The sequence below is a fragment of the Burkholderia sp. AU44665 genome (assembly GCF_030504405.1).
GTDB classification, from domain to species: Bacteria; Pseudomonadota; Gammaproteobacteria; order Burkholderiales; family Burkholderiaceae; genus Burkholderia; species Burkholderia semiarida.
Genome location: NZ_JAUJRI010000009.1, coordinates 72,283 through 98,256, shown reverse-complemented (window position 1 = coordinate 98,256; position 25,974 = coordinate 72,283). Strand labels below are relative to the sequence as shown.

Genomic DNA, 25,974 nt, shown 5'->3' with positions numbered 1-25,974 from the left:
ATCCGGCCCCGCCATCATCGGCCCACCCGCTGCGTCGGGCCGCACAAGGAGAACAAGTCGATGTATTCGTGGTTCGAAAGGCGCCTGCCGACTTTCCCGCTCGAGGATCCCGTCACGCCGCCGAAGGGATTTTTCTCGTTCGTCTGGGCGTGCACGAAAGGCGCGCGCGGCTGGATCCTGCTGATCGCGCTGACGTCGGCCGCATTGGCCGCGTACGAAGCCGCGCTGTTCGCGATGATGGGGCACGTCGTCGACTGGCTGTCGTCGTCGACACCGGCCGACTTCGGCGGCCGCCACTTCGGCACGCTCGCCGGTTTCGCGGCGATCCTCGCCGGCAGCGCGCTGCTGATCGCGCTGCATACGATGGTCAAGCACCAGATGCTCGCGATCAACTTCCCGATGCGGCTGCGCTGGCTGTTTCACCGGCTGATGCTCGACCAGAGCCTGTCGTTCTACGCGAACGAATTCGCAGGCCGCGTGACGACCAAGATCATGCAGACCGCGCTCGCGGTGCGCGACGCGCTGTTCATGTCGGTCGACGTCGTGATCGGCGTCACCGCGTACCTGATCGGCATCCTCGTGCTCGCCGCGAGCTTCGACTGGCGGCTGATGATTCCGCTCGCGCTGTGGGCGCTCGGCTACGGCGCGGCGTGCGCGTATTTCGTGCCGCGCCTCGGTGCGGTCGGCAGCCGGCAGGCCGACGCGCGCGCGCTGATGACGGGCCGCATCACCGACGCGTATTCGAACATCACGACCGTGAAGCTGTTCTCGCATACGCGGCGCGAAGCCGACCATGCGCGGCGCGCGATGGAAGCGTTCAAGGCGACCGGCGATGCGCAGATGCGGCTCGTCAGCGCATTCGAGATCGTCAACCACCTGCTGTCGACGCTGCTGCTGATCGGCTCGGCCGGGCTCGCGCTGTATCTGTGGCTGCACGGCGAGGCGAGCGCGGGCGTCGTCGCGGCCGTGATCGCGATGGCGCTGCGCCTGTCGAGCTATTCGCACTGGATCATGTGGGAAATGACCGAGCTGTTCGAGAACGTCGGCACGATCCAGGACGGCATCAACACGCTGACGAAGGTGCGCAGCGTGGTCGACGCGCCCGATGCGAAGCCGCTTACGGTACAGCGCGGCGAGATCGTGTTCGACAACGTGCAGTTCGCGCACGAGGACAACGATCGCCCGGTATTCGACGGGCTGAACCTGACGATTCGGCCGGGTGAGCGGATCGGCCTGATCGGCCGCTCGGGCGCCGGCAAGTCGACGCTCGTGAACCTGCTGCTGCGCTTTTACGACGTGAACGGCGGCACGATCCGGATCGACGGGCAGGACATCGCGCATGTGACGCAGGACAGCCTGCGCGGCGCGATCGGCATGGTCACGCAGGATACGTCGCTGCTGCACCGGACGATGCGCGAGAACCTGCTGTACGGCCGGCCCGACGCGACCGAGCAGGAGATGCACGACGCGGCCGTGCGGGCCGAAGCGTCCGAGTTCATCGAGCGGCTGCGCGATCGGCACGGACGCAGCGGCTACGACGTCGAAGTCGGCGAGCGCGGCGTGAAGCTGTCGGGGGGCCAGCGGCAGCGCGTCGCGATCGCGCGCGTGATGCTCAAGGACGCGCCGATTCTCGTACTTGACGAAGCGACCAGCGCGCTCGATTCCGAGGTCGAAGTCGCGATCCAGCGCAGCCTCGACAGCCTGATGAGCGGCAAGACGGTGATCGCGATCGCGCACCGGCTGTCGACGATCGCCGCGATGGACCGGCTGATCGTGCTCGACGAAGGGCGCATCGTCGAGGAAGGCACGCACCAGCAATTGCTGCAGGCGGGCGGCATCTATGCGGCGCTGTGGGCGCACCAGAGCGGCGGGTTTCTCGGGGAGACGGCGGACGCGGAAAGCGTCGCGCAGTAGGTCGGCCGCCCTGGCGACATGGCGGCGCTTCGATCATCGCTCGTCGGACGAACCGAGGGCACAATGCGTACCCCCGTCGCTCCAGGGTCAATGCAACGTCGCGAACAGCAGGTTCAGCCCTTCCGAAATAATCGGATGACCGATGATCGCATCGCGCACCGCCGTGTACGGCAGGCCGCCGAGCATCGCCATCTGGACTGCGGTCGTCACATCGCCGGCGCCCGTGCCGACCATCGTGAACCCGAGAATCGCGCCGGTGCCCGGATGCACGAGCGCCTTCATGAACCCGCGCGTGTTGCCGTCGGTGCGCGCCCGCGGCACGGAAGCCATCGGCAGCTTCGCGACCCGGACGTCGATCTTTCGGGCATTCGCGTCCGCTTCGTTCAAGCCGATTCGGCCGAGTTCCGGGTCGATGAACAATGCATAAGGGATGAGACGTTCCGCGGTGCTCGCCGGCCGGCCTTCGATACCGGCTTTCAGCACACGGTAGTCGTCGAACGACGCATGCGTGAACATCGGCGTGCCGGCGACTTCGCCGATCGCCCACGTGCGCTCCGCCGTCGTCGCGAGCCGATGGTCGACCTTGATGAACCCGCGCTCGTTCGTCTCGACGCCGGCCAGCTCGAGCCCGATGCCGGCCGTCTGCGGCGTGCGCCCGGTCGCCACGAGCACGTGCGTACCTTCGATGGCACGGCCGTCGGCCAGCCGCACCGTGACGCGCTCGCCGCTTTTGCCCTCGACGCCGACGAGCCGCGCGGCGAGTTCGAGGCGAATGCCATCGTCGGTCAGCGCCCGCTGAATGACCGTGCTGACGTCCTCGTCTTCGCGCATCGCAACGCGCGGCGTATCGCTGACGAGCGTGACCGCGCTGCCGAGCCGCCGAAACGCTTGCGCCATCTCGAGCCCGATATAACCGCCGCCGATGACGACCAGATGCCCGGGAAGCGTCGTCAACCGCAATGCCTCCACGTGCGTGAGCGGCCGCGCATCGCGCAGCCCCGGCACGTCCGGGCTCGACGCGACCGTACCCGTGTTGATGTAGACGTTCTCGCCCTCGTAGATCGTTTCGGCCCCGTCAGCGCCGCGCACCGCGATGGTTCGCGGCGCGACGAACCGCCCCGTCCCGATCACGAGTTCGAGACCCGACTGCTCGAATGCGCGGCGATTGACGTCGACCATCCCGTTCACGACCGAGGCGACATACGCGGAAACGCCCGCCATGTCGGCCGTCACGTCTTCCTGTTGCGCCGCATCCCGCCACGCATGCATCGCGCGTGCACGGTGTATCAGTGCCTTGCTCGGGATGCACGCGACGTTGATGCACGAGCCGCCGATCATCCCGCGCTCGATCACCGCGACGCGCTTGCCTTGCCGGGCCATCTCCATCGCAAGCGATTTTCCGCCCTTGCCGCCGCCCAGAAACAGGTATTCGACCCGTTTGACCTCTGCCATGCTGCTCTCCAGGTTCCGTTTGTCCCGCTCGAAGTGTGTGAGTCGCGCGCGTTTCCGCGTCACGACTGCAGAAAGGCGAGCAGATCCGCATTGACGCGATCGGCATCGACGACGCACATGCCATGCGATGCGCGTTCATACACCTTCTGCGTCGCATGTAGCGGTGCTCGCTCAGAAGCCTTCGAGCACGATCTTGCCCTTCGCGCGCCCGCCTTCCAGCAGCGCGTGCGCGCGCCGCAGGTTCGCCGCGTCGATCCTGCCGAGGTGCTCACCGACGGTGCTCTTGAGCACGCCGTCGTCGATCAGCGTCGCCACGCGGGCGAGCAGCGCGTGCTGACGGTCCATGTCGGGCGTGCGGAACATCGAGCGCGTGAACATGAATTCCCAATGCAGTGAGATGGCCTTGCGCTTGAGCGGCATCGCATCGAGCGTGTCCGGATCGTCGATCAGCGCGAGCTGGCCCTGCGGCTTCAGGACATCGACGATCTGCGCGTAGTACGTGTCGGTATGCGTGAGGCTGATCACGTGGTCCACGTGGTCGATGCCAAGCGACTTCAGTTGCGGTTGCAACGGCTGGCCGTGATCGATCACGTGGTGTGCGCCAAGCTCGGCGACCCACGCGTGCGTGGCCGGCCGCGATGCCGTGCCGATCACCGTCAGCGCGGTCAACCGGCGCGCGAGTTGCACGAGAATGGATCCGACGCCGCCGCCCGCGCCGATCACCAGCACGCTCTGCCCGGCGCCGCCGCGCTCGGCGATCTTCAGCCGGTCGAACAGCAGTTCCCACGCGGTAATCGCAGTCAACGGCAGGGCCGCAGCGTCGGCAGCGCCCAGTGTCGTCGGGCGGCGGCTTGCAATCCGCTCGTCGACGAGACCATATTCCGCGTAGCTGCCGGGCCGCGTGATGTCGCCCGCATACCAGACCTTGTCGCCCGGCGCGAACAGCTCGACGTCGCTGCCGACCGCCTCGACCGTTCCCGCCGCGTCCCAGCCGAGAACGCGCGGGCCGCTCGGCTGCACGCCGAGCCGCAGCTTCGAATCGACCGGGTTGACGGCGATCGCGTCGATCCGCACGAGCAGATCGCGCGCGCCGGGTGTCGGCACCGGCAGCTCCGCGTCGTACAGCGACGCCGGATCGTCGATCGGTACGCCGGCCTTTGCATAAACGATGGCTTTCATCATTGGCTCCTTGAAGAGGGTGAGCGACGCGGTCACGCGCCGCGCAGGAATTCCGCGACGTGCGCGACATACGCGCTCGCATGCTGGAACAGCGCGCCGTGGCCTGAATTCGGATAGACGATCAGCGTCGCATCCGGCAGCCCCTGCGCGAGCACGAAGCTGTTCGCGGTGGGGATCATGCGGTCGTCGTTGCCGTTGGTCACGAGGGCCGGCTGCTTGATCCGGCCCAGCTTGCCTGCCACGTCCCCGCTCCAGTTCGCCCACGCGATCATCGCCTGCAGCTGGGCGGACGCGACTTCGGGGCCCGCCGGCAAATCCGGCTCGGCGGTGCGCGCGGCGAGGCGGTCGACGAATGCGGCGGCGGCCGTCTGGCCGGCGGGCGTTGCCGGGAAAAACAGCCGCTTGAGCTTTTCGCTCATCGGCATCTCGCCGTCCGTGTAGATCGCGAGCAGTTCGGGCCGATCCATCCCCGCCCCTTCGCCGCCTTCGGGCGCGGTGCCGGACAGGATCATCCGCTCGACCTGCTCCGGTCGCGCGATCGCGATGTCCTGCGCGAGAAAGCCGCCGAGCGAAAATCCGAGGATATGCAGCCGGTCGATCGACAGGGCGTCGACGAAGTGCAGCACGTGCTGCGCCATGTGCGCGATCGACGTCGGAACCTGTCCGCCGGAGCGGCCGACGCCGGCGTTGTCGAACAGGATGATTTCGCGATCGCGCGCCAGCACGTCGACGATCGCCGGATCCCAGTTGTCCAGCGTGCCGGTGAAATGCTGAAGACACAGCAGCGGCCGCCCGCCCTTTTCGTTGCCGAAGCGGCGATACGCGTAGCGCACGCCGGCTGCATCGATGTAGCGGGTCGTAGCGGCGGATGATGCAAATTGCGTCATGATGGGTTCCCTCGATGGGCGCGCGACGCGCGCCGTGGTTCACGCTCAGCTCAGCGCGATGTCATGCAGGTCGATCGATACGACGAGCGGTTCCGGCACGGCCTGCCCGTCGGCTGCACGCGGGTAGATGCGCCGCTTCGTCGGGAAGCGGATCCCCGAAACGGTCACATAGTCGCTGACGTAATGCGCGCCCGGTGTGTTGCCCGCGATTTCGACGTCGTAGTCGAGGCGGCGCACGAGGCCGTCCGGCCCGACGTAGATCGTCTGCGCCTTGCTGAACACTTCGAGCGTGTCCGGGTAGTGCACGCGAATCCGGCGCCACGCTTGCCCGTGTTCGTTCCAGATGCCGTCTTCTTCGCAGCGCACACCGTCCCATGCAAGCACGAACGGCGCGTTCAGGTACGTCCACATCGCGCATCCGGCGAAAAACGCCAGTTGAAGCTCGTCCCACGGCGTCTCGAGCGTATGCCCGTCGAACGACCGGCGCGGCTCTTCGCGCGCCGCGAGCACATGGCCGGCCGAATCGAGCAGCGCAATGCGCTCGCCGGTGAATTCGCTGCGCGCGGCTGACGCACCGAACGGCGCGTGCGACGCCCATTGGCGATCCGTCGCGACGGTGACCGTGGTGTCGTCGAGCACGCCGGCGTGACCTTTGAGGCCCCACAGCGCACCGCCTTGTACGAGGCGCGCGCGCACCTGCCGAAACTTGCGCCACTGCACAAGCCCGCCGTGGGCGTCGATGATGGATTGGGCGATCGCGTTCATGCGGAAGCTCCCGTGGGTGCGGAATTCATGGTCAGTACCGCGCGGAACCGGACGTCCGCGCGCATCATGCGGTCGTACGCCGCTTGCGCGTGCTCGAGCGGGAACGTTTCGATCATCGGCCGCACGTTCTGCAGCCGCGCGAACGCGAGCGTCTCTTCGTTGTCCGCCACCGTTCGCGTCAACGCGCCGACGACGGAGCGGCCACCGAACACGAGGTCGACCGCATTCACGGCGATCGGCTCGCCCGGCACGGCAACGACGATCAGCTTGCCGCGTGCGGACAGCCCCGCGACGGTGTCGGCCATGCCCGAGCCGGTCGGCGCCGTGCCGAGCACGACCTTCGCCCCGCCGAGCGCGCGCAGCGCGGCGGCGACGTCCTCGGTCCGCGCATCGATGTAGCGATGCGCGCCGAGCTGCGCAGCAAGCACGGCCTTGTCGGCTCCGCGCGCAATCGCGACGGTGTGAAAACCCATCTTGTTCGCGAATTGCACGGCGAGATGGCCGAGCCCGCCGAGGCCATGGATGGCGACCACGTCGCCGGCCCGCGCGCCGGCATTGCGCAGCGCGTTGAACGTCGTCAGCCCCGCGCACAACAGCGGCGCGGCCTCGGCCGCATCGAGATCGTCCGGCACGCGCACGAGCCCGCGGGCTTCGGCCAGCATGATTTCCGCGTAGCCGCCGTCCGTCGTCATCCCGGTGATGACCGGGTTCTCGCAGTTCACGATGTCGCCGTGCCGGCACGACGGGCACGTGCGGTCTTCGCCGGCGAGAAAGCCGACACCGACGCGCTCGCCGAGCCGCCAGCCGGACACCCCTTCGCCCAGCGCGTCGATTCGGCCGACGACTTCATGCCCCGGTACGCGCGGCGGCGCGCCATCCGGCGCTTCGCGCTCCACGGTTGCACTGTCGGAATGGCATACCCCGCAGGCTTCGACGCGAATGCGCACCTGCCCCTGTGCCGGCGCGGGAATCGGGCGCTCGACCAGTTCCAGTCGCCCGGGCGCCTTGACTACCGCCGCGCGGTAAGTCGCTTGATTCGTCATGATTGCCTCGTTATTCGAAACGGAAGTTCGACAGATCGACACCCACGATCAACGGAGCGGGCAGCGCTACGTTCGCGTCGGTACGCGGATAAATCCGGAAGCGCGTCGGCATCCGGATGCCTTGCACGTCGACGTAGTCGCTGATGTACCGCGCAGCCGCGTTGCGCCCCTGGATGTCGACCTCGTAGTCGTGCCGGCGCAGCAGCCCGTCCGCGTCGAAGTAGAACGTCTGCACGGCGCTATGCGTCGCGATCTCCGGCGCGAACTCGACACGCAGCCGCCGCCACGGCAGCCCGTCGACGGTCCACGGCGCGATTTCGCGGCTGCGAACGCCGTCGTGGCGCAGCAGGAACGGCGACGTCAGATACGTCCACATCGTGTAGCCGGCGAAGTACGCCAGCTGTGCGTTGGACCACGGCGTCTCCATTTCGTAGCCGTCGAACGATGCGCGAGGAGCGTCGAGCGTATCGACGACGGTCCCGTCGTCGCGCCGGATCTCGACGCGCGAAGGCGTGTAGACCGAGTGGTCCGTCGTCGGAGCGAACGGGGCATGCGATACACGCTGCTCGTGCAACTGCACGGTCACGCGCGAATCGGTGAGCACGCCGTCGCGCTGCTTCAGCGCCCAGATCGCGCCCGTGTGATGCAACTGCGCCGATACGCTGCGAAAGCGCTTGAAGCGCTCCATTCCACCTGCCGCGCGAATCGCCAAATCAACCAGATCTTCCATTTGTCATCCTAAACAATAAAAAACGACTTCTTCATTCCTTCATTGCGTGCGCGATCAGCCTGCGTGCACGCCGACGAACGCCGCGATGTGTCTGGCGCAAGCCACTGGATACTCGAGTTGCGGCCCGTGCCCGGTCCGCGGCAGCGTCACGAGATGCAGCGTCGGAAGCTGGCCGTTGAGCGCATACCAGTTCTCCACCGGGAACACGATGTCGTGATCGCCGCCAACATGAAGCACCGGAATCGACGTCGAGCGCAGCGCATCGAGCACGGCATCGACCGGGAAGGCCGGGTTTCGCGGGCCGTCGCCGACCTGCTCGCCGGCCCACGCAACCGGCACCGCCGGGCCCAGGTCGACCTTGCGCCGCGCGACGCGCGCGGCCGCTTGTTCGGCCGCCGTGCGGCTCGCGGCGGAGGCCGGCTCGAAGAACAGCGTGACGAAATCCTCGAAGTCGTTTTCGCGCTTCGCCATCGTGTAGAACAACGGTTCGCCGGCCTTGACCAATTGGCCCGGCGGTGTGGTCGCGATCAGCACCGCGTGCGTGACGAGCTGCGGCGCTTTCGCGAGCACGATCTGCGCGGCCATCCCGCCGACCGACCAGCCGCCGATCACCGCCTTGCCGAGCTGGAGCGCGACGATCAGGTCGATCGCGTCCTTGGCGAGCGACGCGGGATGATAGGTTCGCTCGCCGCCCGACTGCCCGAGGCCGCTGTAGTCGAAGATCGTGACCTGGAAGCCCTGCTCGGCGAGACTGTCGAGGAACAGCGGATCCCACGTGTCCATGGTTCCGCGAAAGCGCACGCACAGCACGAGCGGCGTGCCACTGCCGAACGTGCGATACGCGAGGCGTCGACCATCGACGTCGACGAACTGCGTTCTGGCGCCGAGGCTCGGACTATCGTTTTCCATCAGTTCTCCCGTCGTTCGAAACAAACCACGTAATGGACATGCCGGTCGCGATGACGCGGCCCGAACGCACCGCTGCCGCGCCCGTATGCCGCACTGCCGCCCATTCAGCCCCCTGCGAGCGCGCGCATCACCCACTGCACGAGTTCGCGCGGATCGAACGGCTTCTCCAGCACGCACAATGCGCCGAGCCGTCTCGCTTCGAGCGCCCGGCGCGCGCTCGGGTGCGCGGTCACGAAGATGATCGGCACGTCGCAACACCCTGCGCGCAGCACGGCGAGCAACTCGATGCCCGACATCCCGGCCATCTGGATATCGCACACGATGCAGTGCGACGTCCCGTTCGCGCCGTGTTCGAGAAACGCCTCGGCCGACGCGTACAGCCTCACGCGCACGCCCATCGAGCGCACGAGCGATTCCAGCGACTGTCTCATCGCCAATTCATCGTCGATGATGCAAACCGTCTTGTCGTGCACAGAGTGTCTCGCGTGACGCCACGCTCGCTGGCAGGGCCGGGAACGCAACCGGATTTCGGACAGCGTACCGACCGCCCCCTGTGCCGGCAATCATGCCGAGGTATGGTGCGGTCGATACCGACCGTACCCGCTCGCGCGTCACCAGCCGTCCGCGCTAGCGGACGACGCGGGTGCGACTGCCGCGGCATGGATCATCCTGTCCCAGTTGCACGGAACGGTGCGGCCGCGCCCCCTCGGCCGATACACGCGATCGCCCGGCTTGATCGGCGCACCGGTCAGCACGCAGCGTGACGCGGTTCTCGCGGTCACGCAATGCCACAGCTGTTCGCCGAAATGCCCGTACCTCGGGTCGCTCCAGCGCACGCTGACAGCGGTATCCGACAGAATCTCGACGATCCTGATCCGCGACGCCGCCGGCGCGGCGGCCTCGCGCGCGCCGTCATTGCGCTTGCCGCGCACGCGCCGCCGATGCGAGCCCGGCGCGCCCGCCGTTCTCGACGGATCCAGCAGGCCCATCAGCGCGCGTTCGAATACATCGTCGTATGCACACGTTGGCTGCGTCATCTCTACCGTTCCCCTCGCATTGAACGCGCATGCGCGGCTTGCGCAATCGGCCCGTCGCATCGACGCATCGCGAACATCGCCTCTTCGCTATCTCCGCGCCGCGCGCTTCACTCACGTTGGAATCGAGTCTAGAGGAACGGTTTTCTGCGATCCATCAGACCGTGGTCGATGCCCTCCCATACCAAAGTCTGACCGTCGCGCCGGCCTGCATGCGCCCGCGGTCACGGTCAGCAACACGCAGCGATCTGCTTTATAGTTGCAAGTACATCGAAGTCGGACGCGCACGTCGTTCGTCGTCCCGATGCTTCACTTCCGGTCATCCGGTTTCGCGCCGCGCGCGAGCCTCAGCGAGCACCACGTCCCCATGTCCACGTCCGCAGCCCCGACGATCGCCCCGCCTGCCGACCCTCATCCCGCGGAAAGCGAGCTCTTCCTGTCGGCGCCGATACCGATCCTGATCGAAGACTGGTCGCGCGTTTATCGCGCGGTGAAGGAACTCAAGATGGCCGGGGTCTCCGATATCGACCGCTATTTCGACGAGCATCCGCAGGCCGTCGCCCGGTTGCGCGCGCTGCATGCGTTCGTGGCGGCCAACGACGCGGTGGTGCAACTCTTCGACGCGGAGTCGAAGGAACATTTCCTGCAGCACGCGGAGATCCTGTTGCCGGCCGACCGGCTCAGCAACAGCGCGGTGCTGCGCGCGATCTACGAAAATCGGATCGCCTGCCAGGGCGAGCGCACGCTGGTGACGTTCAAGGGGCGCCGCGTACCGATCGTATGGCGCTGCTCGCTGCCGAAGCACGAGGACGGCTACCGGCGCCTGCATTTCTATGCGTTCGACGTGACCGAACAGAAGGAGAACAGCGACCGGCTCGCGGTATTGCGCGCGGAAGCCGCACGCGCGGCCCGCGTGTCGCTATTTGCGGAGATGTCGGCCTCGATCCTGCATGAGGTCAGCCAGCCGCTGTCGGCCGTCGGTTCGTCGGCCGAAGCGGCGTTGCGCTGGCTCGAGCGCGACGAGCCCGACGTCGCCGAAGCCGCTGCCGCGATCACGCAGGCCGCCCGGTGGGCACGCGACGCGACGGAGATCTGCCGCAAGATTCGCGGCTTCATCGGCAAGGCGCCGGCGAAGTGCGTCGACTTCGCGGCCGCCGACGCCGTGCACGCTGCCCTGTTCCTGATCGGGCCGGAAGCCGCTGCACGCAACGTTCGTGTCGACAGCGACATCGATGCCGACGCACACCTGTTCGCCGATCCCGTGCAGGTCCAGCAGGTGCTCGCGAACCTGATGATGAACGGCATCCAGGCGATCGAAAGCGGCCCGTCGCACGCGCGCACGCTGACGGTCTCGGCCAGGCTGAGCGGCGCCGAAGTCGTGTTCGACGTATGCGACACGGGGCCGGGTATCGAACAGCAGTCGATCGATCAGCTTTTCGAGCCGTTTTTCACGAGCAAATCCGACGGCATGGGAATGGGCCTCACGGTCGCACGCTCGATCGTCGACGCCCACCACGGGCGCATCTGGGCACGCGGCGAACCGGGCGCCGGCTGCTGCTTCTCGTTCGCGCTGCCGGCCCGCCCGCGCACGACCGACCCGGCCGCATGACGCTCGCCGCGCGCGGCGTCATGTCGCCAGTTGCACGCCGATCGCCTCGGACTTGCGCACGAGATCCGCAAGCGACGATGCATTCATCTTGCGCATCACCGATGCGCGATGCTGCTTGATAGTGATCAGGCTCAATCCGAGATGCGACGCGATCTGCTTGTTCAGCGCGCCGCTGACGACGTACGCAAGCACTTCGCGCTCGCGGCGCGTGAGCAGCTCGAACGACTGCCGCAACTCGTCGTGCGTGTCGTTGCGGACTCGCCGTGCCGCATCCAGCGACAGTGCGAGGTTCACGGCGTCGATCAACTCGTGGTCGGTGAACGGCTTCACGAGAAAATCGACCGCACCGCCCTTCAGCGCCTTGCGACACACTTCGACGTCCGCGAACCCGGTTATGACGACGATCGGGATCGATGGCCGGTCCGACGCCTGCTGAAACATCAGCCCGCTCTCCCCGCGCAGCCGCACATCGAGCAACAGGCAGCTCGCGACATTCTCCCTGTGCGTCGCGCGCAGCTCGGCGGTACTCGCGAAGGTCACGACGCGCAGGCCCAGCGATCGCAACAACGTATCGAGCGATGCGCGTATGGCCGGATCGTCGTCGACGACGTATACAACAGCCGTCGAATCGTCTTTCATCGCTGCATCTGACATATCCTGCGCCCCAACCGTCCGTTCAGTTTCATCATCGCGAACCACGTGTCGCCCGATACGGTGCCGACGACGAGCGCCGACCCGGCCACCCGCTAGGCCGGTCGCGCCCCGCACAGCGCTTCGCTGATCCGCGCCACTTCGGCGGTTGCGACGTACGCGTCATGCGGCGCATCGGCACGGCGTGCCTACCCATGCCGGGCACGCTTCGCGCGTGCGGCAACGCAATCGGCGACCGGGCGCGTCCGTGCGGCACACACGGCCGGTTCCAGCCTGGCGACATGACGCGGGCTACCGAGGACGGTTCACAAAACCGTGGGCGGACGAGCGTGCGGTCCGCTGTTGACGAGTCGTCGGTTCGGCTTGCCCGAGCAGGTACCGCCCGAAGAACATTCTATTGACGATGGGCGCGCGTGGAGGGACGCAGTTCCCTCCTTTCGTGCCATGATGTTGCAGCGCGGGATCCGGTATCGGCCAGCCGCGCTCAGTCGGTGTCCGTGTGTTCCGGCTTGCGCTGCCGCCGCAAGGCCTGCGGCGGATGGCCGAACGCGCGCACGAACGACCGCCTCATCCGCTCGGTATCCGCATAACCGGTTTCCCGTGCGATCGTGTCGATGGTCCACGACGAACTCGTCACGAAATCCCGGGCCGTTTCGAGCCGAATGCGCTCGACTGCCTTTGCAGGCGTCAGGCCGGTTTCGTCCTTGAAGCGGCGCGTAAACTGCCGCTTGCTCATCCTCGCCACGTCGGCCAGCTTGTCGACCGTCAGTTCGGTGCCGAGATTCGCCCGGATGTGCGTGATGACGTCGTGGATCCGATTGCTGCGTGCCGGATGGTCGATCAGCACGGACGATTGCGGCTGCGACCCCGAGCGCCTCCAGCGCTCGAGCACCAGGTCTTTCGCAACCTGCAACGCGGCGTCCGGGCCGAGATCCTCTTCGAGCATCGCGAGCGCCATGTCCATGGCCGTGCTCATTCCGGCCGAACTCCACAGCGCGCCGTCGCGCACGAAGATGCAATCGCTCTCCACCGATACCGCAGGGTAGCGATCCCTGAACCGGTCGAGAAACGCCCAATGCGTCGTTGCACGGCGCCCGTCCAGCAGGCCCGCCTCGGCCAGCAGAAACGCACCGAGGCAAATCGACGCCATGCGTTCGACCTTGCCGGACAGATCGACCAGCAGTTCGCGCATGCGGTCCGTGAGCGGCGGCGTCGACAGCGAAGCGCCGACGAATACCGTGTGCAGCTCCGACAGCCGCGCTGGTCGAGTCGATGCGCACATCCCGAACGACGCCTCCACGGGGCCGCCATCCTCCGAGATCACGCTCACTTCATAGAGCGAGCGGCCGGCGCGGAGATTGGCGATGTCGAACACGGACAACGCGAGCAGGCTCATCACCTGAAACTGAGGGACGACGACAAGCCCAATGCGACGCATACTGACCTCACGCGAATCGACCCCGCCGGCGCATACCGGCGGGGCCACAACAAACAGAAAATCGGGCATGCTGCGGGGATCGCGGCATGCCAACCGGCACTCCGGCGATGCTACAAGATTTTCGGGACAGAAAAGAATGGCCATGCAGCGCACATGGCCGAGCGTTCGGCCCGTCCCGTCGCACGACGACTGCCAGCAGGCGCGAGCCGGCCGCGAACGCGAGCCGCGCAACGCGCGGCGCGGTCAGCGGCGATTTCTCCGACGGCTCGAGCACCACGCTGTTGCCGGCCGCGAGCGCCACGCGAGATGCACGTGTGCGCGTCGTTCGTCCAGGGCACGACGTCGGCCGCGATCGCGCAGTCGATGGGGCGCAAGACGTCCACCGTCGATACGTACGCGAAGCGCGCGTTCGCCAAGCTCGGCGTCGATTCGCGCCGGCAACTGATGACGCTCGTCCTGAGAAACGCGTCGCGGCGCCACGACACGTAGGCCCCGCGCGAGACGCCAACCCGTTGCGCACGCATCCATCGCCGCGCGCCTCATAACGATCCGACAATTTATTGGTTCCCTCGACGATGCGCGGTCCGTATCGTTCACCGATTCGTCAGACCAATTGACCAACGGGGGAATCCAATCATGAAACAGATCCGGTCATTCGCGCTGCTCGCACTGCCGGCCGCGCTCGCCACCGCCGGCGCCCACGCACAAAGCAGCGTCACGCTGTACGGCATCGCCGACGCGGGCATCGCGTACGTCCACAACGCGCAGAACGCGAACGGCAGCAACGCGTCGAGCCTCGTGAAGTTCAGCAGCGGCAACCTGTCGGGCAGCCGCTGGGGGCTGCGCGGCATCGAGGATCTCGGCAGCGGCCTGTCCGCGCTGTTCCAGCTCGAAAACGGCTTCAACATCGGCACCGGCGCGCTCGGCCAGGGCCAGCGCGAATTCGGCCGCAAGGCCGTCGTCGGCCTCGCAAGCAGCACGTACGGCACCGTGACGCTCGGCCGCCAGTACGATCCGGTCGTCGATCTCGTGCAGGGCCTCACGCAGGACAACTACTTCGGCGGCGTGTTCGCGACGCCGGGCGATCTCGACAACTACGACAACAGCCTGCGCGTCAGCAACTCGGTGAAATACACGAGCCCGCTGATCTCCGGCTTCCAGTTCGCGGCGCTGTACGGCTTCGGCGGCGTCGCGGGCGCGACCGGCAGCGGCCGCACGTACAGCTTCGGCGCGAGCTACGCGAACGGGCCGCTGTCGCTCGGCGCCGGCTACTTCTACGCGAACGGCGGCACGACGGTCGCGAACGGCGTCCGCACGTGGTCGAGCAGCTCGGACACGCTGTTCAACACCGTGATCAACCAGGGCTTCTCGAGCGCGAAGTCGATCCAGATCGTGCGCGTGGCCGGCCAGTACGTGGCCGGGCCGGCGACCTTCGGCCTCGCGTATTCGAACACGCAATACGGCGCGGACACGCTGTCGGCGTTCAGCCAGAACGCGAAGTTCAACAACGGCTCGGCGTTCTTCAACTGGCAGTTCTCGCCGGCGCTGCGCGCGGGCGTCGGCTACAACTACACGTCGCTGACGGGCCCGGCTTCCGCGCACTACAACCAGGTCAACCTCGGCGCGGATTACGCACTGTCGAAGCGCACCGACCTGTATGCGCTGTTCGGCTATCAGAAGGCGAGCGGCAACACGCTCAACGCGAGCGGGGCGACCGTGAAAGCAGCCGCGTCGGTCGGCTCGTACGGCGTGAACTCGGGCACCGATACGCAGGAACTCGCGATCGTCGGCATTCGCCACAAGTTCTGATCGTCCCGTCGCACGACGATCGTTACGGCAGGCGCGCACCGCGGTGCGCGCCTGCCGCGTTTACACTGGCCGTCTTCACGTTCGTCACGACTTCGAGCGGCGGCAGCGCCTCGAAAAATTGTCTCCGCCGACGCCCACCTTCGAAATTTTCGTCAGACGGAGAATACTGTGGCAATCGTACGGCCTCGGTTCATGGGACCGCAGCACGTTTCCGGCACTGAAGGCTCTGGACAGTCGCCGCACGCCTTCCAGGGTCGAACAGGCGTCGCAACACCGGTCCAATCATCGGTCTAATGTCGCCGCATGCCGCCGAACCCGTGACCCGCACCCACCGGGAACGCGCCATGGCGGAACCCCGCGCCCATCGGCACGCCGAAGCGGCGATGTCCGATCGGATTGAAATGATCGACGTGATCGAAATGGTGAAAACGCCGGAAGCGATCGACGAAGATGAAGCTCACACCCGCGCCGATGAACAGCGGCGGCCCCCAGTACCACGGATCGGCATACGGATAGGCTGCCACCGGGTACCAAAGCACGCTGCCGTCGCCGTCTTGCACGATCTGCCAGGTCCCGTCGTCTTGCAGACACGCGCGCCCCACGATCTGCTGCTCCGTGCCGTCGATGTTCGCCTGCGCGACGACCGCACGGCAGTTCGTGCCGTTCTCCGCTGGATCGTCGGTCATTTGCGCGAAGACGGACGCGGCAAAGCCGAGACAGACGATACCTGTCACGGATCGAAACGAGTTGCACATGATCGGCTCCTGCGTCGTTGCCCCCGACCCATTGATCCCGAGCGTCGCCAACGACGCCCGCGCACCGTTTTGCTTGCGCACGATTCGTCGCGCGGCGATCGCCTCTCGCCGCTGCTTCGCTTCGTACAGGGGTCTCCTGACGGCTAAACGACACAGCGCGGCAGGTTATTCCAGGGGTCGGGATACGGATGTCCGTCGCAGACATCCTTGGCAATCGATGCCGGGATCACCGCGTAGCGTGACGTCGGGCGACATGGTAGACAGCCGCTGCCGTGATCCCGAAGCTCAGATGAGCGACCAGCGTGATCGCGCCGCGAACCGGGATGAACCACGGAAAGATCGCCGTGAACCCGTACAGGTTCACGCCATACAGGAGGAACCCGAACGCGCCGCCCGCGAACAGCGCGGCCACGAGCGGCAAACTGCGGATCAGCCGTGCCAGCACGGCCGCATAGACGAGCGAAAGCATCGCATGCACGAGCGTCGCCACACCCATGACCAGCGGATCGAAGCCGCCGGACGCGCCGAGCACGCTTGGCCCCATCACGATCGCGGCCGTGAGCCGCGCATCGCGCAACAGGTTCCGGACGGCGTCTTCGCCGACGATGGCCCAAAGCAGCAACTCGATGACGGTCGATCCGACCGCCGCGCCGAACGCTGCCCAGAGAACCGGCACCACGCGCGCTTGTTTCAATGCTCGTCCTTATGGCGGGGAAATCGATGCATCGAGCGAAGCCGCCGTGCAAACCGGTCCGCTACGCCCCTTCGCAGTCCGACCAGTACGCAAACGGATCGCGATGTTTCGGATAGTGCTCGTCCAGCCATTTCAGCAGCGTCGCCCGCGCATTGTCCATGTCGGCCTTCAACGACGACGTCGTCAGTTCGTGCAATTCGACGGATTTTTCCCGATCGATCACGAAGCAGTTCCAGTCGGGGCCGTCGAGATCCGGATCGTCGGACGCCTTCGACGACTTGCTCCAGCCGAAACGCTTGCGCGCATCGATGTAGTAGCGCGGATGCACCTTCAAATACGACATTTCGCCGCCCTGCAGGCTGCTCTCGGCGCGCAGCACGTCGCGCTCGTCGACGATCTGCGTGACTTCCGGAAGCCGGCGCGAACGCCATCCGGCAGGCAGCGTCGCCACCGCGCGGACGCTATCGTACGTGCCCCACTCGAGGCCCCACGCTTCGGCCATGCGCTTCATGAACGCGTCGGCGCTCGGATAACCGCGCAACTGGATGCGGGTCGACAACGTGACTTCGACGCCGCGACCGCCGGATGCGCTCGACACCTCGTCGTCCGTTGCGAACGGATTGCCCGGACGCGGCGATTCGCGCTTCGCGTCCGTGGGCGCCAGGCCGGAAAAAAGTTGATCCAGCGCCGCACGCGCTTTCGACGATTTGTCTGGTCTATTCATCGGTTCCCTTTTGTGCAAATTTGAACCCGTATTGCAATAATTGGTGATCGCCCTGCCATCGGGCAAAGGCTCGATTCCGCTTCACTGTTCCGCTTCACCGCGGCGATCTCGCCGTTTTCCGCGGCTGCATTGTAACGATTCGGCGGCTGCGGCCGCGACCGAACCCCGCCGCATTCCATTCGTCCCGAAACGGTCGCCGACATAAAGCGGCATGACCACGCGAGTTTCCATGGCAAGCCGGCCGCCCGTGCCGTATACACTCGCCCCTTTCGTGGCGTCGGAAGTCCGAAGGTACGCTCGACGACATCGACACAGGGCTTCATCCGAAAACCGGCTTCCCTGCCGGCCGTGATCGCACGCGTTGGTGGCCGCGAAACGAGGCAATGCTGGAGAAACCATGATCCGATTTTTCACGCGCTGGTTTGGCAACAAGACAAGCGACCGGAACGACACACCGGACGCGCCCGAGCCGGTTTCCGATGCCGATATCCTGCGCGATCACTTCTCGCCATCGCCAGACGCGTTGGCGGCGCTTGCGAAGCTGGTCGAGCTCATCGTAAAGCCGCTCGACACCGCGACCCGTCACCGTCTCGTCGCCTACGTCGTCGATGCCGAACCCGGAGAAGACACGTCGTCGATACTCGACTGGGTACTGACACGCGACATGAGCGCCCCGGAAACGCTCGACCCTTCCAACTGGTGCCTGTGCATTTCGGTCGACTGGCGCGCATCCGACCAAATCGAATGGCAGGCAAACCAGATGCTCGATACGCTGGGCATCGCCGAGCGCTGGACCTGGGACGGCGAAGGCGACGTACCGGCCGGGCTGCTCGTGCTGGGCGCCTGGCTGGCCGATAAAGGGTACGCGTTGCTTCATCTCGACACCGGACACGACGCCTATACGGCGTTCGCCGTCAGCCAAGACGACCTCGCCGAAGCACTCGCGCTTGCCCATGCCGCGGGTGCGGAAATCTCGATGTACGACGACCTTCGGCCGTGAAAGGCATGCGTCCCGCTCGCCATTCTACGCAATCCGCCGCGCCCCCTACCCCAGCGCCCTGACCATCCGCTCCATCAACGCGAGCACCTCCGGTCGATTCTCGCCCTTCGCATGCACGAAGTGATAGCTGAGCAGCGAATCGACTTCGTGGCGGCTCACGCGCACGAGTGCGCTGCGCCGCAGATACGCATCCGCAAGCGGTGTTCGCGCAAGCGCCACGCCCAGCCCCGCTTCGGCCGCCGCCAGCACGAGGTTGTAATCCTCGAACCGGCGATCCTGCGCACGCGGCTTGAATCGAATGCCGAGCGCATCGAACCACGTGCGCCAGCCGGTCACGTCGGAATCGTGCAGCAACGGCATGTCGAGCAGCGCGGCATCGCCCGTTGCGCGGCGCATCCTGGCCAGTTGCGCGGCAAGCCGCGGATGGGCGACCGGATACAGCCGTTCCGGCATGAACGGCCGGGTTTCAAGCTGACGCCAGTTGCCGCGCCCGTACCGGATCGACAGATCGGCTTCGCCGCCGGCGATATCCACGTTGCGCAGCTCGATGCCGAGCTCGATGCGCAACGCGGGCGCTTCACGCTCGAGCGCAGGCTGCCGCTCCAGCAGCCACAGCTGCGCGAACGCGGGCACCACGCTCATCCGGACCAGCCGCGGCGTGCGCGGCGAGCGCCACTGATCGGCCGCGCCGTCGATGATCGCGAACGCCTGCTCGATCCGGCCGACGAAGCGCTGCCCGTCCGGCGTCAGGCGCACGCCGCGCGCATGCCGCTCGAACAGCGCCATCCCGAGCCAGTTTTCCACGGCGGCCACCCGCCGGCTGATCGCGCCGTGCGTGACGCCGGAGACGTCGGCGGCCGCGAGAAACGAACCCTCGCGCGCGACCGTGCAGACCGTCTCCAGGCTCGCGAGCGGCGGCCGCGGGCCCGGCATCGGGGTGGCGGCCACCGGGCGCGCATGCGCCGGACCGTCTGCCCGCCGCGCCGCCGAGCTGTGAGCCATATTCATATCCGGGTGTTGATCTGTGCGCTAGCTTAGCATCTCGCCATGCCGCACCATTACCGCATGAATACGCTTTCGTCACCGACGTCGCGCGGCGCGCGACAACCGCTCGTCGCGGCAGCGGCCGTCGCGTTCACGATCGTCTCGTGGGCGTCCGCCTTCCCGTTCATCCGGATCGGCCTGCACGGCCTCGCACCGCTGCAGCTCGCGGCCGCGCGCTTCGCGACCGCCGCGTTGCTCGTGATCGCGTGGCTCGCGTGGCGACGGCCGCCGCTGCCGGCAATAGGCGATGCGTGGCGCTTTCTCGCGTGCGGCCTGCTCGGCATCGCACTCTACAACGCGCTGCTCAATACCGGCGAACAGACCGTGTCGGCCGGCGCGGCGAGTTTCATCGTGAACACGCTGCCGATCTTCACCGCGTTGCTGGCCGCCGTGTTTCTGCGCGAGCGCTTCAACCGCTGGGGCTGGCTCGGGTCGCTGGTCAGCCTGGCCGGCATCGCGGTGATCGCGCAAGGGCAGCCGGGCGGCCTCGTCCTCGGCTCGGGAAGCACGCTGATTCTCGGCGCGGCGCTGTGTTCGGCCAGCTATTTCGTGTTGCAGCGGCGGCTGATTCCCGTGTACGGCGCGCTGCCGTGCACCGCATACACGCTGCTGGCGGGCGCGGCGCTGCTCGCGCCGTGGCTGCCAGGCGCGCTCGTGTCGCTGGGCGGCGGGTCGCGCGATACGGCGCTGGCTGTCGTGGTGCTCGGCGTCTTTCCCGCCGCGCTCGGTTACGCGACATGGACCTTCGCGCTCGGCTACTTCGGCGCCGCGCGCGCGGCCAACTTTCTCTACCTGACGCCGGCGGTTGCGACACTGCTGTCGATGGCGCTGACGGGCGAGCGGCCCGGCATCGCGACGGCGTGCGGCGGCCTGCTGGCGATTGCAGGCGTGACCGTCGTCGCATGGCGCGGACGGTCGTAGGTCGAGATGGCGGCGATTGCGTGGCCAACGCGACGATCCGAAAGCCGAAGCGGGCCGGTCGGGAAAAGCCCCGGTTTCTGCCGAACTGGACGAATGGCGCGGTCAATGCAATCGGCACGCATTCGTTGATGCTGGCGAACCAGACCGTTAGTTGCATAACGACGGCTGTCGCTGCCGATGAAGCATGACCATGCAACCGGATACGCGATTCGCAATTGACCAAACTGTGCAGACAAATCGACCAAACAGTTCCGGATTGACCGCACGTCAGTGTCCATGGCTTCGCCGCGACGACCGGCCGAATAATGGATACGGCCGTAAGGCCGACGACAGCGAATCGCAATCCGCAGGCCACCGCGGCGCCCGATTTCCGGTATCCGGAACCTTCGACATTCGCGCGCCGGCAAGCGCCGCAACAGCCCGCCACTCGGGGCACGGCGGCACGCGGAAGCGGGTTCCGATATATTCATACGAATTGCATCGCGTCAGGCGCCGGTCCGCCCGCTCGCCCGGGCGGCAGGTCACCCGGCCGCACGCCATGCAAGCGAGCCCGTGACGGGTAGTGAAAATCGTCCGATCGCGCCGGCTGCGGCCGGCCGGTCGAGACGTCAATAGAAAGACATTCAATTCGGAGATGACAGATGGAACGAAGCACTGTCGGCATGCGCTGCAAACCCCTGATCACCGTTGCATTGGCTGCCGCCGCGTTCGCGGCCGCCTCGGGCGCGATGGCCGATCAAGTGGTGAAGATCGGCAGCGTCGAACCGACGACGGGTGGCATCTCGCACCTCGGCAAGGACAACGAGAACGGCGCGCGCCTCGCGGTCGAGGAAATCAACGCGAAGGGCCTGACGATCGGCGGCAAGAAGATCACACTGCAGCTCGACGCGCAGGATGACGCGGCCGACCCGCGCCAGGCGACGCAGGTGGCGCAGAAGCTCGTCGACGACAAGGTCGTCGCCGTCATCGGCCACCTGAACTCGGGCACGTCGATCCCGGCGTCGAAGATCTACAGCGACGCGGGCATCGTGCAGATCTCGCCGTCTGCCACGAACCCGACCTACACGCAGCAAGGCTTCAAGACCACCTACCGCGTGGTCGCGACCGATGCGCAGCAGGGCCCGGCGCTCGCGAGCTATGCACAGTCGAAGGGCGTGAAGAGCGTCGCGGTGATCGACGATTCGACCGCGTACGGCCAGGGCCTCGCGAACGAGTTCGAAAAGAAGGCGAAGGCGCTCGGCCTGAAGGTGCTGTCGCACGACGCGACCAACGACAAGGCGGTGGACTTCCGCGCGATCCTGACCAAGATCAAGGGCGAGAATCCCGACGCGATCATGTACGGCGGCATGGACGCCACCGGCGGCCCGCTCGCGAAGCAGGCGAAGCAGCTCGGCCTGCGCGCGAAGATCCTGTCCGGCGACGGCGTGTGCACGGACTCGCTCGCGCAGCTGGCCGGCCCGGCGGCCGACAACGTGCTGTGCTCGCAGGCAGGCGCTGCGCTCGAGAAGATGCCGGGCGGCGCGGACTTCCTCGCGAAGTACCAGAAACGCTTCAACCAGGGCATCAAGTTCGACGCACCGTTCGCGTATGACGCGGTCTACATCGCGGTCGACGCGATGAAGCGCGCGAACTCGACCGATCCGGCGAAGATCCTCGCGGCGATGCCGGCGACGAAGTACGACGGCGTGATCGGCACGACGACGTTCGACTCGAAGGGCGACCTGACGCACGGGATCATCTCGATCTACGGCTACAAGAGCGGCAAGAAGACCTTCCTCGACCAGGTGAAGATGTAACCCCACGCGGCGCCGGCACGACGGGAACGCCACCCGTCGACGCCGGCGCCGCGCGGGCCGAATGCCGATTCACGGAGACGAAGCATCATGTGTGCAATGGCGTATGCGGAATTCCAGCAGGAGTTGAAGAAGGCGCAGTTGACGGCGCGCGAGTTCGCCCGCCTGATCCGGATGAACGAAAGTTCGATCACCAACTATTCGAGCAAGGGCACCGTCCCTTCCCACCTCGCGGTCATCGCGAAACTGATCGGCACGCTGGCCGCGCACGAGATCGACTTCCGGCGCGTGATCCGGCAAATGCGGATCGAGCCGAAACGGCCGCGCGGCGTCGGCGTGCTTCCCGCGGCGGAAAAACCGCGGGCGCGGAAAGCGGCGAAAGCCGACGCCTGACCCGCGCCGGCGGCAGTCGACAGCGGCACGGGGTTGCCGCTCGACGCGCGATCGACGCCGCCTAGGCGGCGCGCGCCCCGCACCGCCCTGTTGTCACCCCACGGCCCGCACATGGTCGAGCAGCGCCTGCAACGGATGGCGCACCTGCTTCGACGATAGGCGTTTCACCTGGCTGCGGCACGAATACCCGGTCGCCAGCGCCTCGCCTTCCTGCTCCGGCCCGTCGACGTGCGCGGCCCAAGACTGCGCATAGATCGTCTTCGACGTCGCGAGATTGCGCGCCTCGTGCCCGTACGTGCCCGACATCCCGCAACACCCGGCCGCCTGAACCTGCAAGCGCAGCCCGCGACGCGCGAACACCTGCACCCATTGCTTGCCGCTGTCCGGCGCATTGGTCTTCTCGGTGCAGTGCGGCAGCAGCCGATATGAAACCGTCGCCCCGCCCGCACCGGCTTCCGGCAGCACATCGAGCAGCCATTCCTGCGGCAGCGCGACCTTCGGCACGTCGGTGAGCGCCGTCACCTTCCGGTACTCCTGCCGATACGTCAGCGTCATCGCCGGATCGAGGCCGACCAGCGCGACGCCCGAGCGCGCGAGCGCGGCCAGTTGCGTCGCGTTGCGGACCGCCGCCTTTTCGAATGCGTGAAGAAACCCCTGCACGTGCAGCGCCTTGCCATTCGGCGCGAGTGGCGCGAGCCACACCTGGAAGCCCAGGCGCGCCGCCAGCTCGATCAGCGTCGCCAGTTGCTCGGTATCGAAGTAGCGCGTGAACGTGTCCTGCACGATGACGACGCTGCGCGCGCGCTGCGCGTCGCTCAGCGCGGCGAGCGCATGCGGATCGGCCGGCTTCACGCGCCATGCGCGGATCACGGCCGCGAGATCGAAACGGCTCAGCAGCGGGCTGTCGACCATGCCGATCCGACGCTCGAGCAGCGTCCGCACCCAGCCGGCGCCCATCAGCCAGTTGTACAGCGCCGGCACGCGCGCCATCCACGGCATCGTGAATTCGAGCGAGCCGATCAGGTAGTCGCGCAGCGGCCGCAGGTACCGCTGGTGATACAGCTCGAGAAAGCGCGAGCGGAACTCGGGCACGTTCACCTTGACCGGACACTGTCCCGCGCACGACTTGCACGCGAGGCAACCGGCCATCGCGTCGTACACCTCGTGCGAGAAATCCGCGTCGCCATCGCGGGCGTTGCGGCCGTTGCGCCAGCGCGCGGCCAGACCGCGCAGGAACGGCTGCCGCGTGCGCGCCGCCGCGACGACGTCGACGCCCGCCTGCCCTTGCAGGCGCAACCATTCGCGCATCAGCGACGCGCGCCCCTTCGGCGACTGCACGCGTTCGCGCGTCGCCTTCCACGACGGGCACATCGCGTCGTCCGGATCGAAGTTGTAGCACGCGCCATTGCCGTTGCAATGCATCGCGGTGCCGTAGCTTTGCCACACGCGCTCGTCGATCTGCCGGTCGTGGTCGCCGCGCGTCGGCACCTCGTCGATCTTCAGCAGCCGCAGCGCGGAGTCCGGCGGCGTCGCGATCTTGCCCGGGTTGAACTGATTGTGCGGATCGAACGCGGCCTTCAGTTGCTGCAACGACGGATACAGCTCCCCGAAAAACGCCGGCGCATATTCGGAGCGCACGCCCTTGCCGTGCTCGCCCCATAAAAGGCCACCATGGCGCTGCGTGAGCTCGGCCACCGCGTCCGACACGGGCCGCACCAGCGCCGCCTGCTTCGGGTCCTTCATGTCGAGCGCCGGGCGCACGTGCAGCACGCCGGCATCGACGTGGCCGAACATCCCGTACTGCAGCCCGTGCCCGTCGAGCAGCGCGCGGAACTCGGCGATGTACGCGGCGAGGTTCTCGGGCGGCACCGCGGTGTCCTCGACGAACGGCTGCGGACGCGCCTCGCCCTGCACGTTGCCGAGCAGGCCGACCGCGCGCTTGCGCATCGCGTACACGCGCTTCACCGCATCGTCGCCGACCGCCAGCGTGTGGCCGAGCCGCACCACGCTCGTATCGGTGCGCAGATGCTCGACGAATGCACGCACGCGCGCATCGACGTCGTGTTCATCGTCGCCGCTGAATTCGATCAGGTTGATGCCGAGCGTCGGACGCGCGTCGTCCTGCGGGAAATACTCGGCCACGCTGCTCCACACGAAGTCCTTCATCGCGAGCATCAGCACTTTCGAATCGACCGTCTCGATCGACAGCGGCCGGTGTTCGAGCAGCGCGCGCGCGTCGCGCAACGCGTCCATGAAGCCCGCATAACGCACGTTGACCAGCACCGAAAACTTCGGGATCGGCAGCACGTTGAGCTTCGCCTCGACGACGAAGCCGAGCGAGCCTTCCGCGCCGCACAGCACGCTGTTCAGGTTGAAGCGGCCGTCCGCCTCGCGCAGGTGCGCGAGGTCGTAGCCGGTCAGGCAGCGGTTGAGTTTCGGAAATTTCGCGTCGATCAGCGCGGCCTTGTCGTCGCGGATGCGCCGCGCGGTGCGATACACCTTGCCGACACGGTCCTGCCGCGCGCAGCGGCGCTCCAGTTCTTCATTGTCGAGCGCGTCGCTGTGCAGCCGCTCGCCGCCCATCAGCACGAAATCGAGTTCGAGCACGTGATCGCGCGTCTTGCCGTACGTGCAGCTGCCCTGGCCGCTCGCGTCGGTGTTGATCATCCCGCCGACGGTCGCGCGGTTCGACGTCGACAGTTCCGGCGCGAAGAAGAGGCCGTGCGGCTTCAGCGCCGCATTGAGCTGATCCTTGACGACGCCGGCCTCCACGCGCACCCAGCGTTCTTCCGCGTTGATCTCGAGGATGCGGTTCATGTTCCGCGACAGATCGACGACGATGCCGTCGGTCAGCGACTGCCCGTTGGTGCCGGTGCCGCCGCCGCGCGCGGCCACCGCGACGTCGCGATGCGCGGGCTCGGCCAGCAGCCGGGCCAGCAACTGGACGTCGTCCGCATGCGCGGGGCAGACCACCGCCTGCGGCAGGCGCTGGTAGATCGAGTTGTCGGTGGCCTGCACGGTCCGGTTCGCGTGGTCCGCGCGGATTTCCCCGGCGAAGCCGGTCGCCCGCAACGCGACGAGAAAATCGCGGTAAACGTTCGCGGACGGATTGGCAGGACGGGGCAACGGGACGATCGACATGGGGCAAAAACGCAATGTGGGTGGAGCCGGCCGGCTCGCGCGCGCCAAAACATGATTTTTTGGCAAGTTTCCGCATAACCGGGAATTCC

At 66.9% G+C, this 25,974-nt stretch carries 24 protein-coding genes and 2 pseudogenes; 8 read left to right on the top strand and 18 right to left on the bottom strand.

The features are described from left to right. Positions 1–60: 60 nt before the first annotated feature. The gene (locus tag QZM15_RS19830; protein WP_302107105.1) at positions 61–1,914 is read left to right on the top strand and encodes an ABC transporter ATP-binding protein; all 1,854 of its coding nucleotides are present in this window, start codon (positions 61–63) and stop codon (positions 1,912–1,914) included. Between the two features lie 87 nt (positions 1,915–2,001). Here QZM15_RS19830 and QZM15_RS19825 read toward each other — a convergent pair whose 3' ends face one another. From QZM15_RS19825 to QZM15_RS19780, 10 genes and pseudogenes are all read right to left on the bottom strand, one after another. Next, a complete protein-coding gene (locus QZM15_RS19825) occupies positions 2,002–3,366 on the bottom strand; it encodes an NAD(P)/FAD-dependent oxidoreductase (protein WP_226224444.1) in 1,365 nt (454 codons plus the stop codon). 59 nt (positions 3,367–3,425) lie between these two features. Beyond that, a pseudogene (locus QZM15_RS19820) lies at positions 3,426–3,524 on the bottom strand (alpha/beta hydrolase); the annotation flags it as partial. A 13-nt stretch (positions 3,525–3,537) separates the two neighbouring features. Then, the gene (locus QZM15_RS19815; protein WP_059579634.1) at positions 3,538–4,545 is read right to left on the bottom strand and encodes a zinc-binding alcohol dehydrogenase family protein; all 1,008 of its coding nucleotides are present in this window, start codon (positions 4,543–4,545) and stop codon (positions 3,538–3,540) included. Between the two features lie 32 nt (positions 4,546–4,577). Continuing rightward, the gene (locus QZM15_RS19810; protein WP_059579412.1) at positions 4,578–5,432 is read right to left on the bottom strand and encodes an alpha/beta fold hydrolase; all 855 of its coding nucleotides are present in this window, start codon (positions 5,430–5,432) and stop codon (positions 4,578–4,580) included. A gap of 45 nt (positions 5,433–5,477) precedes the next feature. Next, positions 5,478–6,197, bottom strand: coding sequence for a hypothetical protein (locus QZM15_RS19805; protein ID WP_059579415.1), 720 nt, complete (start codon positions 6,195–6,197; stop codon positions 5,478–5,480). Next, the gene (locus QZM15_RS19800; protein ID WP_302107104.1) at positions 6,194–7,240 is read right to left on the bottom strand and encodes an alcohol dehydrogenase catalytic domain-containing protein; all 1,047 of its coding nucleotides are present in this window, start codon (positions 7,238–7,240) and stop codon (positions 6,194–6,196) included. The genes QZM15_RS19805 and QZM15_RS19800 overlap by 4 nt, the downstream gene beginning before the upstream one ends. Before the next feature lie 10 nt (positions 7,241–7,250). Beyond that, on the bottom strand, positions 7,251–7,970 hold the full coding sequence (locus QZM15_RS19795; protein ID WP_060310004.1) for a hypothetical protein: 720 nt from the start codon (positions 7,968–7,970) through the stop codon (positions 7,251–7,253). Between the two features lie 54 nt (positions 7,971–8,024). Beyond that, positions 8,025–8,879: an alpha/beta fold hydrolase gene (locus QZM15_RS19790; protein WP_099318279.1), complete on the bottom strand. Its 855-nt coding sequence runs from the start codon at positions 8,877–8,879 to the stop codon at positions 8,025–8,027. 104 nt (positions 8,880–8,983) lie between these two features. Continuing rightward, positions 8,984–9,310 carry a response regulator transcription factor gene (locus tag QZM15_RS19785; protein ID WP_230951164.1) on the bottom strand — a complete coding sequence of 109 codons (327 nt, stop codon included), beginning with the start codon at positions 9,308–9,310 and terminating at the stop codon, positions 8,984–8,986. Positions 9,311–9,490: 180 nt separating this feature from the next. Continuing rightward, positions 9,491–9,916 carry a DUF3331 domain-containing protein gene (locus QZM15_RS19780; RefSeq protein WP_059579427.1) on the bottom strand — a complete coding sequence of 142 codons (426 nt, stop codon included), beginning with the start codon at positions 9,914–9,916 and terminating at the stop codon, positions 9,491–9,493. A 364-nt stretch (positions 9,917–10,280) separates the two neighbouring features. Between QZM15_RS19780 and QZM15_RS19775 the strand changes: the two genes are divergently transcribed. After that, the gene (locus QZM15_RS19775) at positions 10,281–11,522 is read left to right on the top strand and encodes a sensor histidine kinase (protein ID WP_226224446.1); all 1,242 of its coding nucleotides are present in this window, start codon (positions 10,281–10,283) and stop codon (positions 11,520–11,522) included. Between the two features lie 18 nt (positions 11,523–11,540). On the opposite strand, the gene QZM15_RS19770 is transcribed toward QZM15_RS19775, so the two are convergent. The 3 genes and pseudogenes from QZM15_RS19770 to QZM15_RS19760 form a co-directional block, all read right to left on the bottom strand. Beyond that, positions 11,541–12,176 (bottom strand): response regulator transcription factor, encoded by a 636-nt coding sequence (locus QZM15_RS19770; protein ID WP_059579432.1) that lies wholly within the window; start codon positions 12,174–12,176, stop codon positions 11,541–11,543. Positions 12,177–12,657: 481 nt separating this feature from the next. After that, a complete protein-coding gene (locus tag QZM15_RS19765; protein ID WP_059579434.1) occupies positions 12,658–13,611 on the bottom strand; it encodes a GlxA family transcriptional regulator in 954 nt (317 codons plus the stop codon). Between the two features lie 205 nt (positions 13,612–13,816). After that, a pseudogene (locus QZM15_RS19760) lies at positions 13,817–13,909 on the bottom strand (aldehyde dehydrogenase family protein); the annotation flags it as partial. A gap of 14 nt (positions 13,910–13,923) precedes the next feature. Here QZM15_RS19760 and QZM15_RS19755 point away from each other — a divergent pair. Then, positions 13,924–14,100, top strand: coding sequence for a LuxR C-terminal-related transcriptional regulator (locus QZM15_RS19755; RefSeq protein WP_180278283.1), 177 nt, complete (start codon positions 13,924–13,926; stop codon positions 14,098–14,100). Positions 14,101–14,247: 147 nt separating this feature from the next. Then, positions 14,248–15,420: a porin gene (locus QZM15_RS19750; protein WP_060310010.1), complete on the top strand. Its 1,173-nt coding sequence runs from the start codon at positions 14,248–14,250 to the stop codon at positions 15,418–15,420. Positions 15,421–15,710: 290 nt separating this feature from the next. Here the strand turns inward: QZM15_RS19750 and QZM15_RS19745 are convergent, their stop codons facing one another. The 3 genes from QZM15_RS19745 to QZM15_RS19735 form a co-directional block, all read right to left on the bottom strand. Continuing rightward, on the bottom strand, positions 15,711–16,175 hold the full coding sequence (locus tag QZM15_RS19745) for a hypothetical protein (protein ID WP_124861522.1): 465 nt from the start codon (positions 16,173–16,175) through the stop codon (positions 15,711–15,713). 226 nt (positions 16,176–16,401) lie between these two features. Continuing rightward, a complete protein-coding gene (locus QZM15_RS19740) occupies positions 16,402–16,869 on the bottom strand; it encodes a sodium:proline symporter (protein WP_302107103.1) in 468 nt (155 codons plus the stop codon). Between the two features lie 61 nt (positions 16,870–16,930). After that, positions 16,931–17,593 (bottom strand): hypothetical protein, encoded by a 663-nt coding sequence (locus QZM15_RS19735; RefSeq protein ID WP_059579449.1) that lies wholly within the window; start codon positions 17,591–17,593, stop codon positions 16,931–16,933. 397 nt (positions 17,594–17,990) lie between these two features. On the opposite strand from QZM15_RS19735, the gene QZM15_RS19730 reads away from it, so the two are divergent. Beyond that, positions 17,991–18,593, top strand: coding sequence for a hypothetical protein (locus QZM15_RS19730; RefSeq protein WP_226224448.1), 603 nt, complete (start codon positions 17,991–17,993; stop codon positions 18,591–18,593). A gap of 45 nt (positions 18,594–18,638) precedes the next feature. On the opposite strand, the gene QZM15_RS19725 is transcribed toward QZM15_RS19730, so the two are convergent. Further along, entirely contained in the window at positions 18,639–19,601 is a 963-nt protein-coding gene (locus tag QZM15_RS19725; protein ID WP_226233220.1) for a LysR substrate-binding domain-containing protein, read from the bottom strand. A gap of 57 nt (positions 19,602–19,658) precedes the next feature. On the opposite strand from QZM15_RS19725, the gene QZM15_RS19720 reads away from it, so the two are divergent. From QZM15_RS19720 to QZM15_RS19710, 3 genes are all read left to right on the top strand, one after another. Continuing rightward, positions 19,659–20,558 (top strand): DMT family transporter, encoded by a 900-nt coding sequence (locus QZM15_RS19720; protein WP_226224449.1) that lies wholly within the window; start codon positions 19,659–19,661, stop codon positions 20,556–20,558. A gap of 641 nt (positions 20,559–21,199) precedes the next feature. Then, complete coding sequence (locus QZM15_RS19715; RefSeq protein WP_059579457.1) at positions 21,200–22,354, top strand: branched-chain amino acid ABC transporter substrate-binding protein; 1,155 nt, start codon at positions 21,200–21,202, stop codon at positions 22,352–22,354. A gap of 87 nt (positions 22,355–22,441) precedes the next feature. Continuing rightward, entirely contained in the window at positions 22,442–22,744 is a 303-nt protein-coding gene (locus QZM15_RS19710; RefSeq protein WP_059579460.1) for a hypothetical protein, read from the top strand. Positions 22,745–22,837: 93 nt separating this feature from the next. Here QZM15_RS19710 and QZM15_RS19705 read toward each other — a convergent pair whose 3' ends face one another. Continuing rightward, positions 22,838–25,885, bottom strand: a complete 3,048-nt coding sequence (locus tag QZM15_RS19705; protein ID WP_302107102.1) for an FAD-binding and (Fe-S)-binding domain-containing protein — start codon at positions 25,883–25,885, stop codon at positions 22,838–22,840. Positions 25,886–25,974 lie beyond the last annotated feature (89 nt).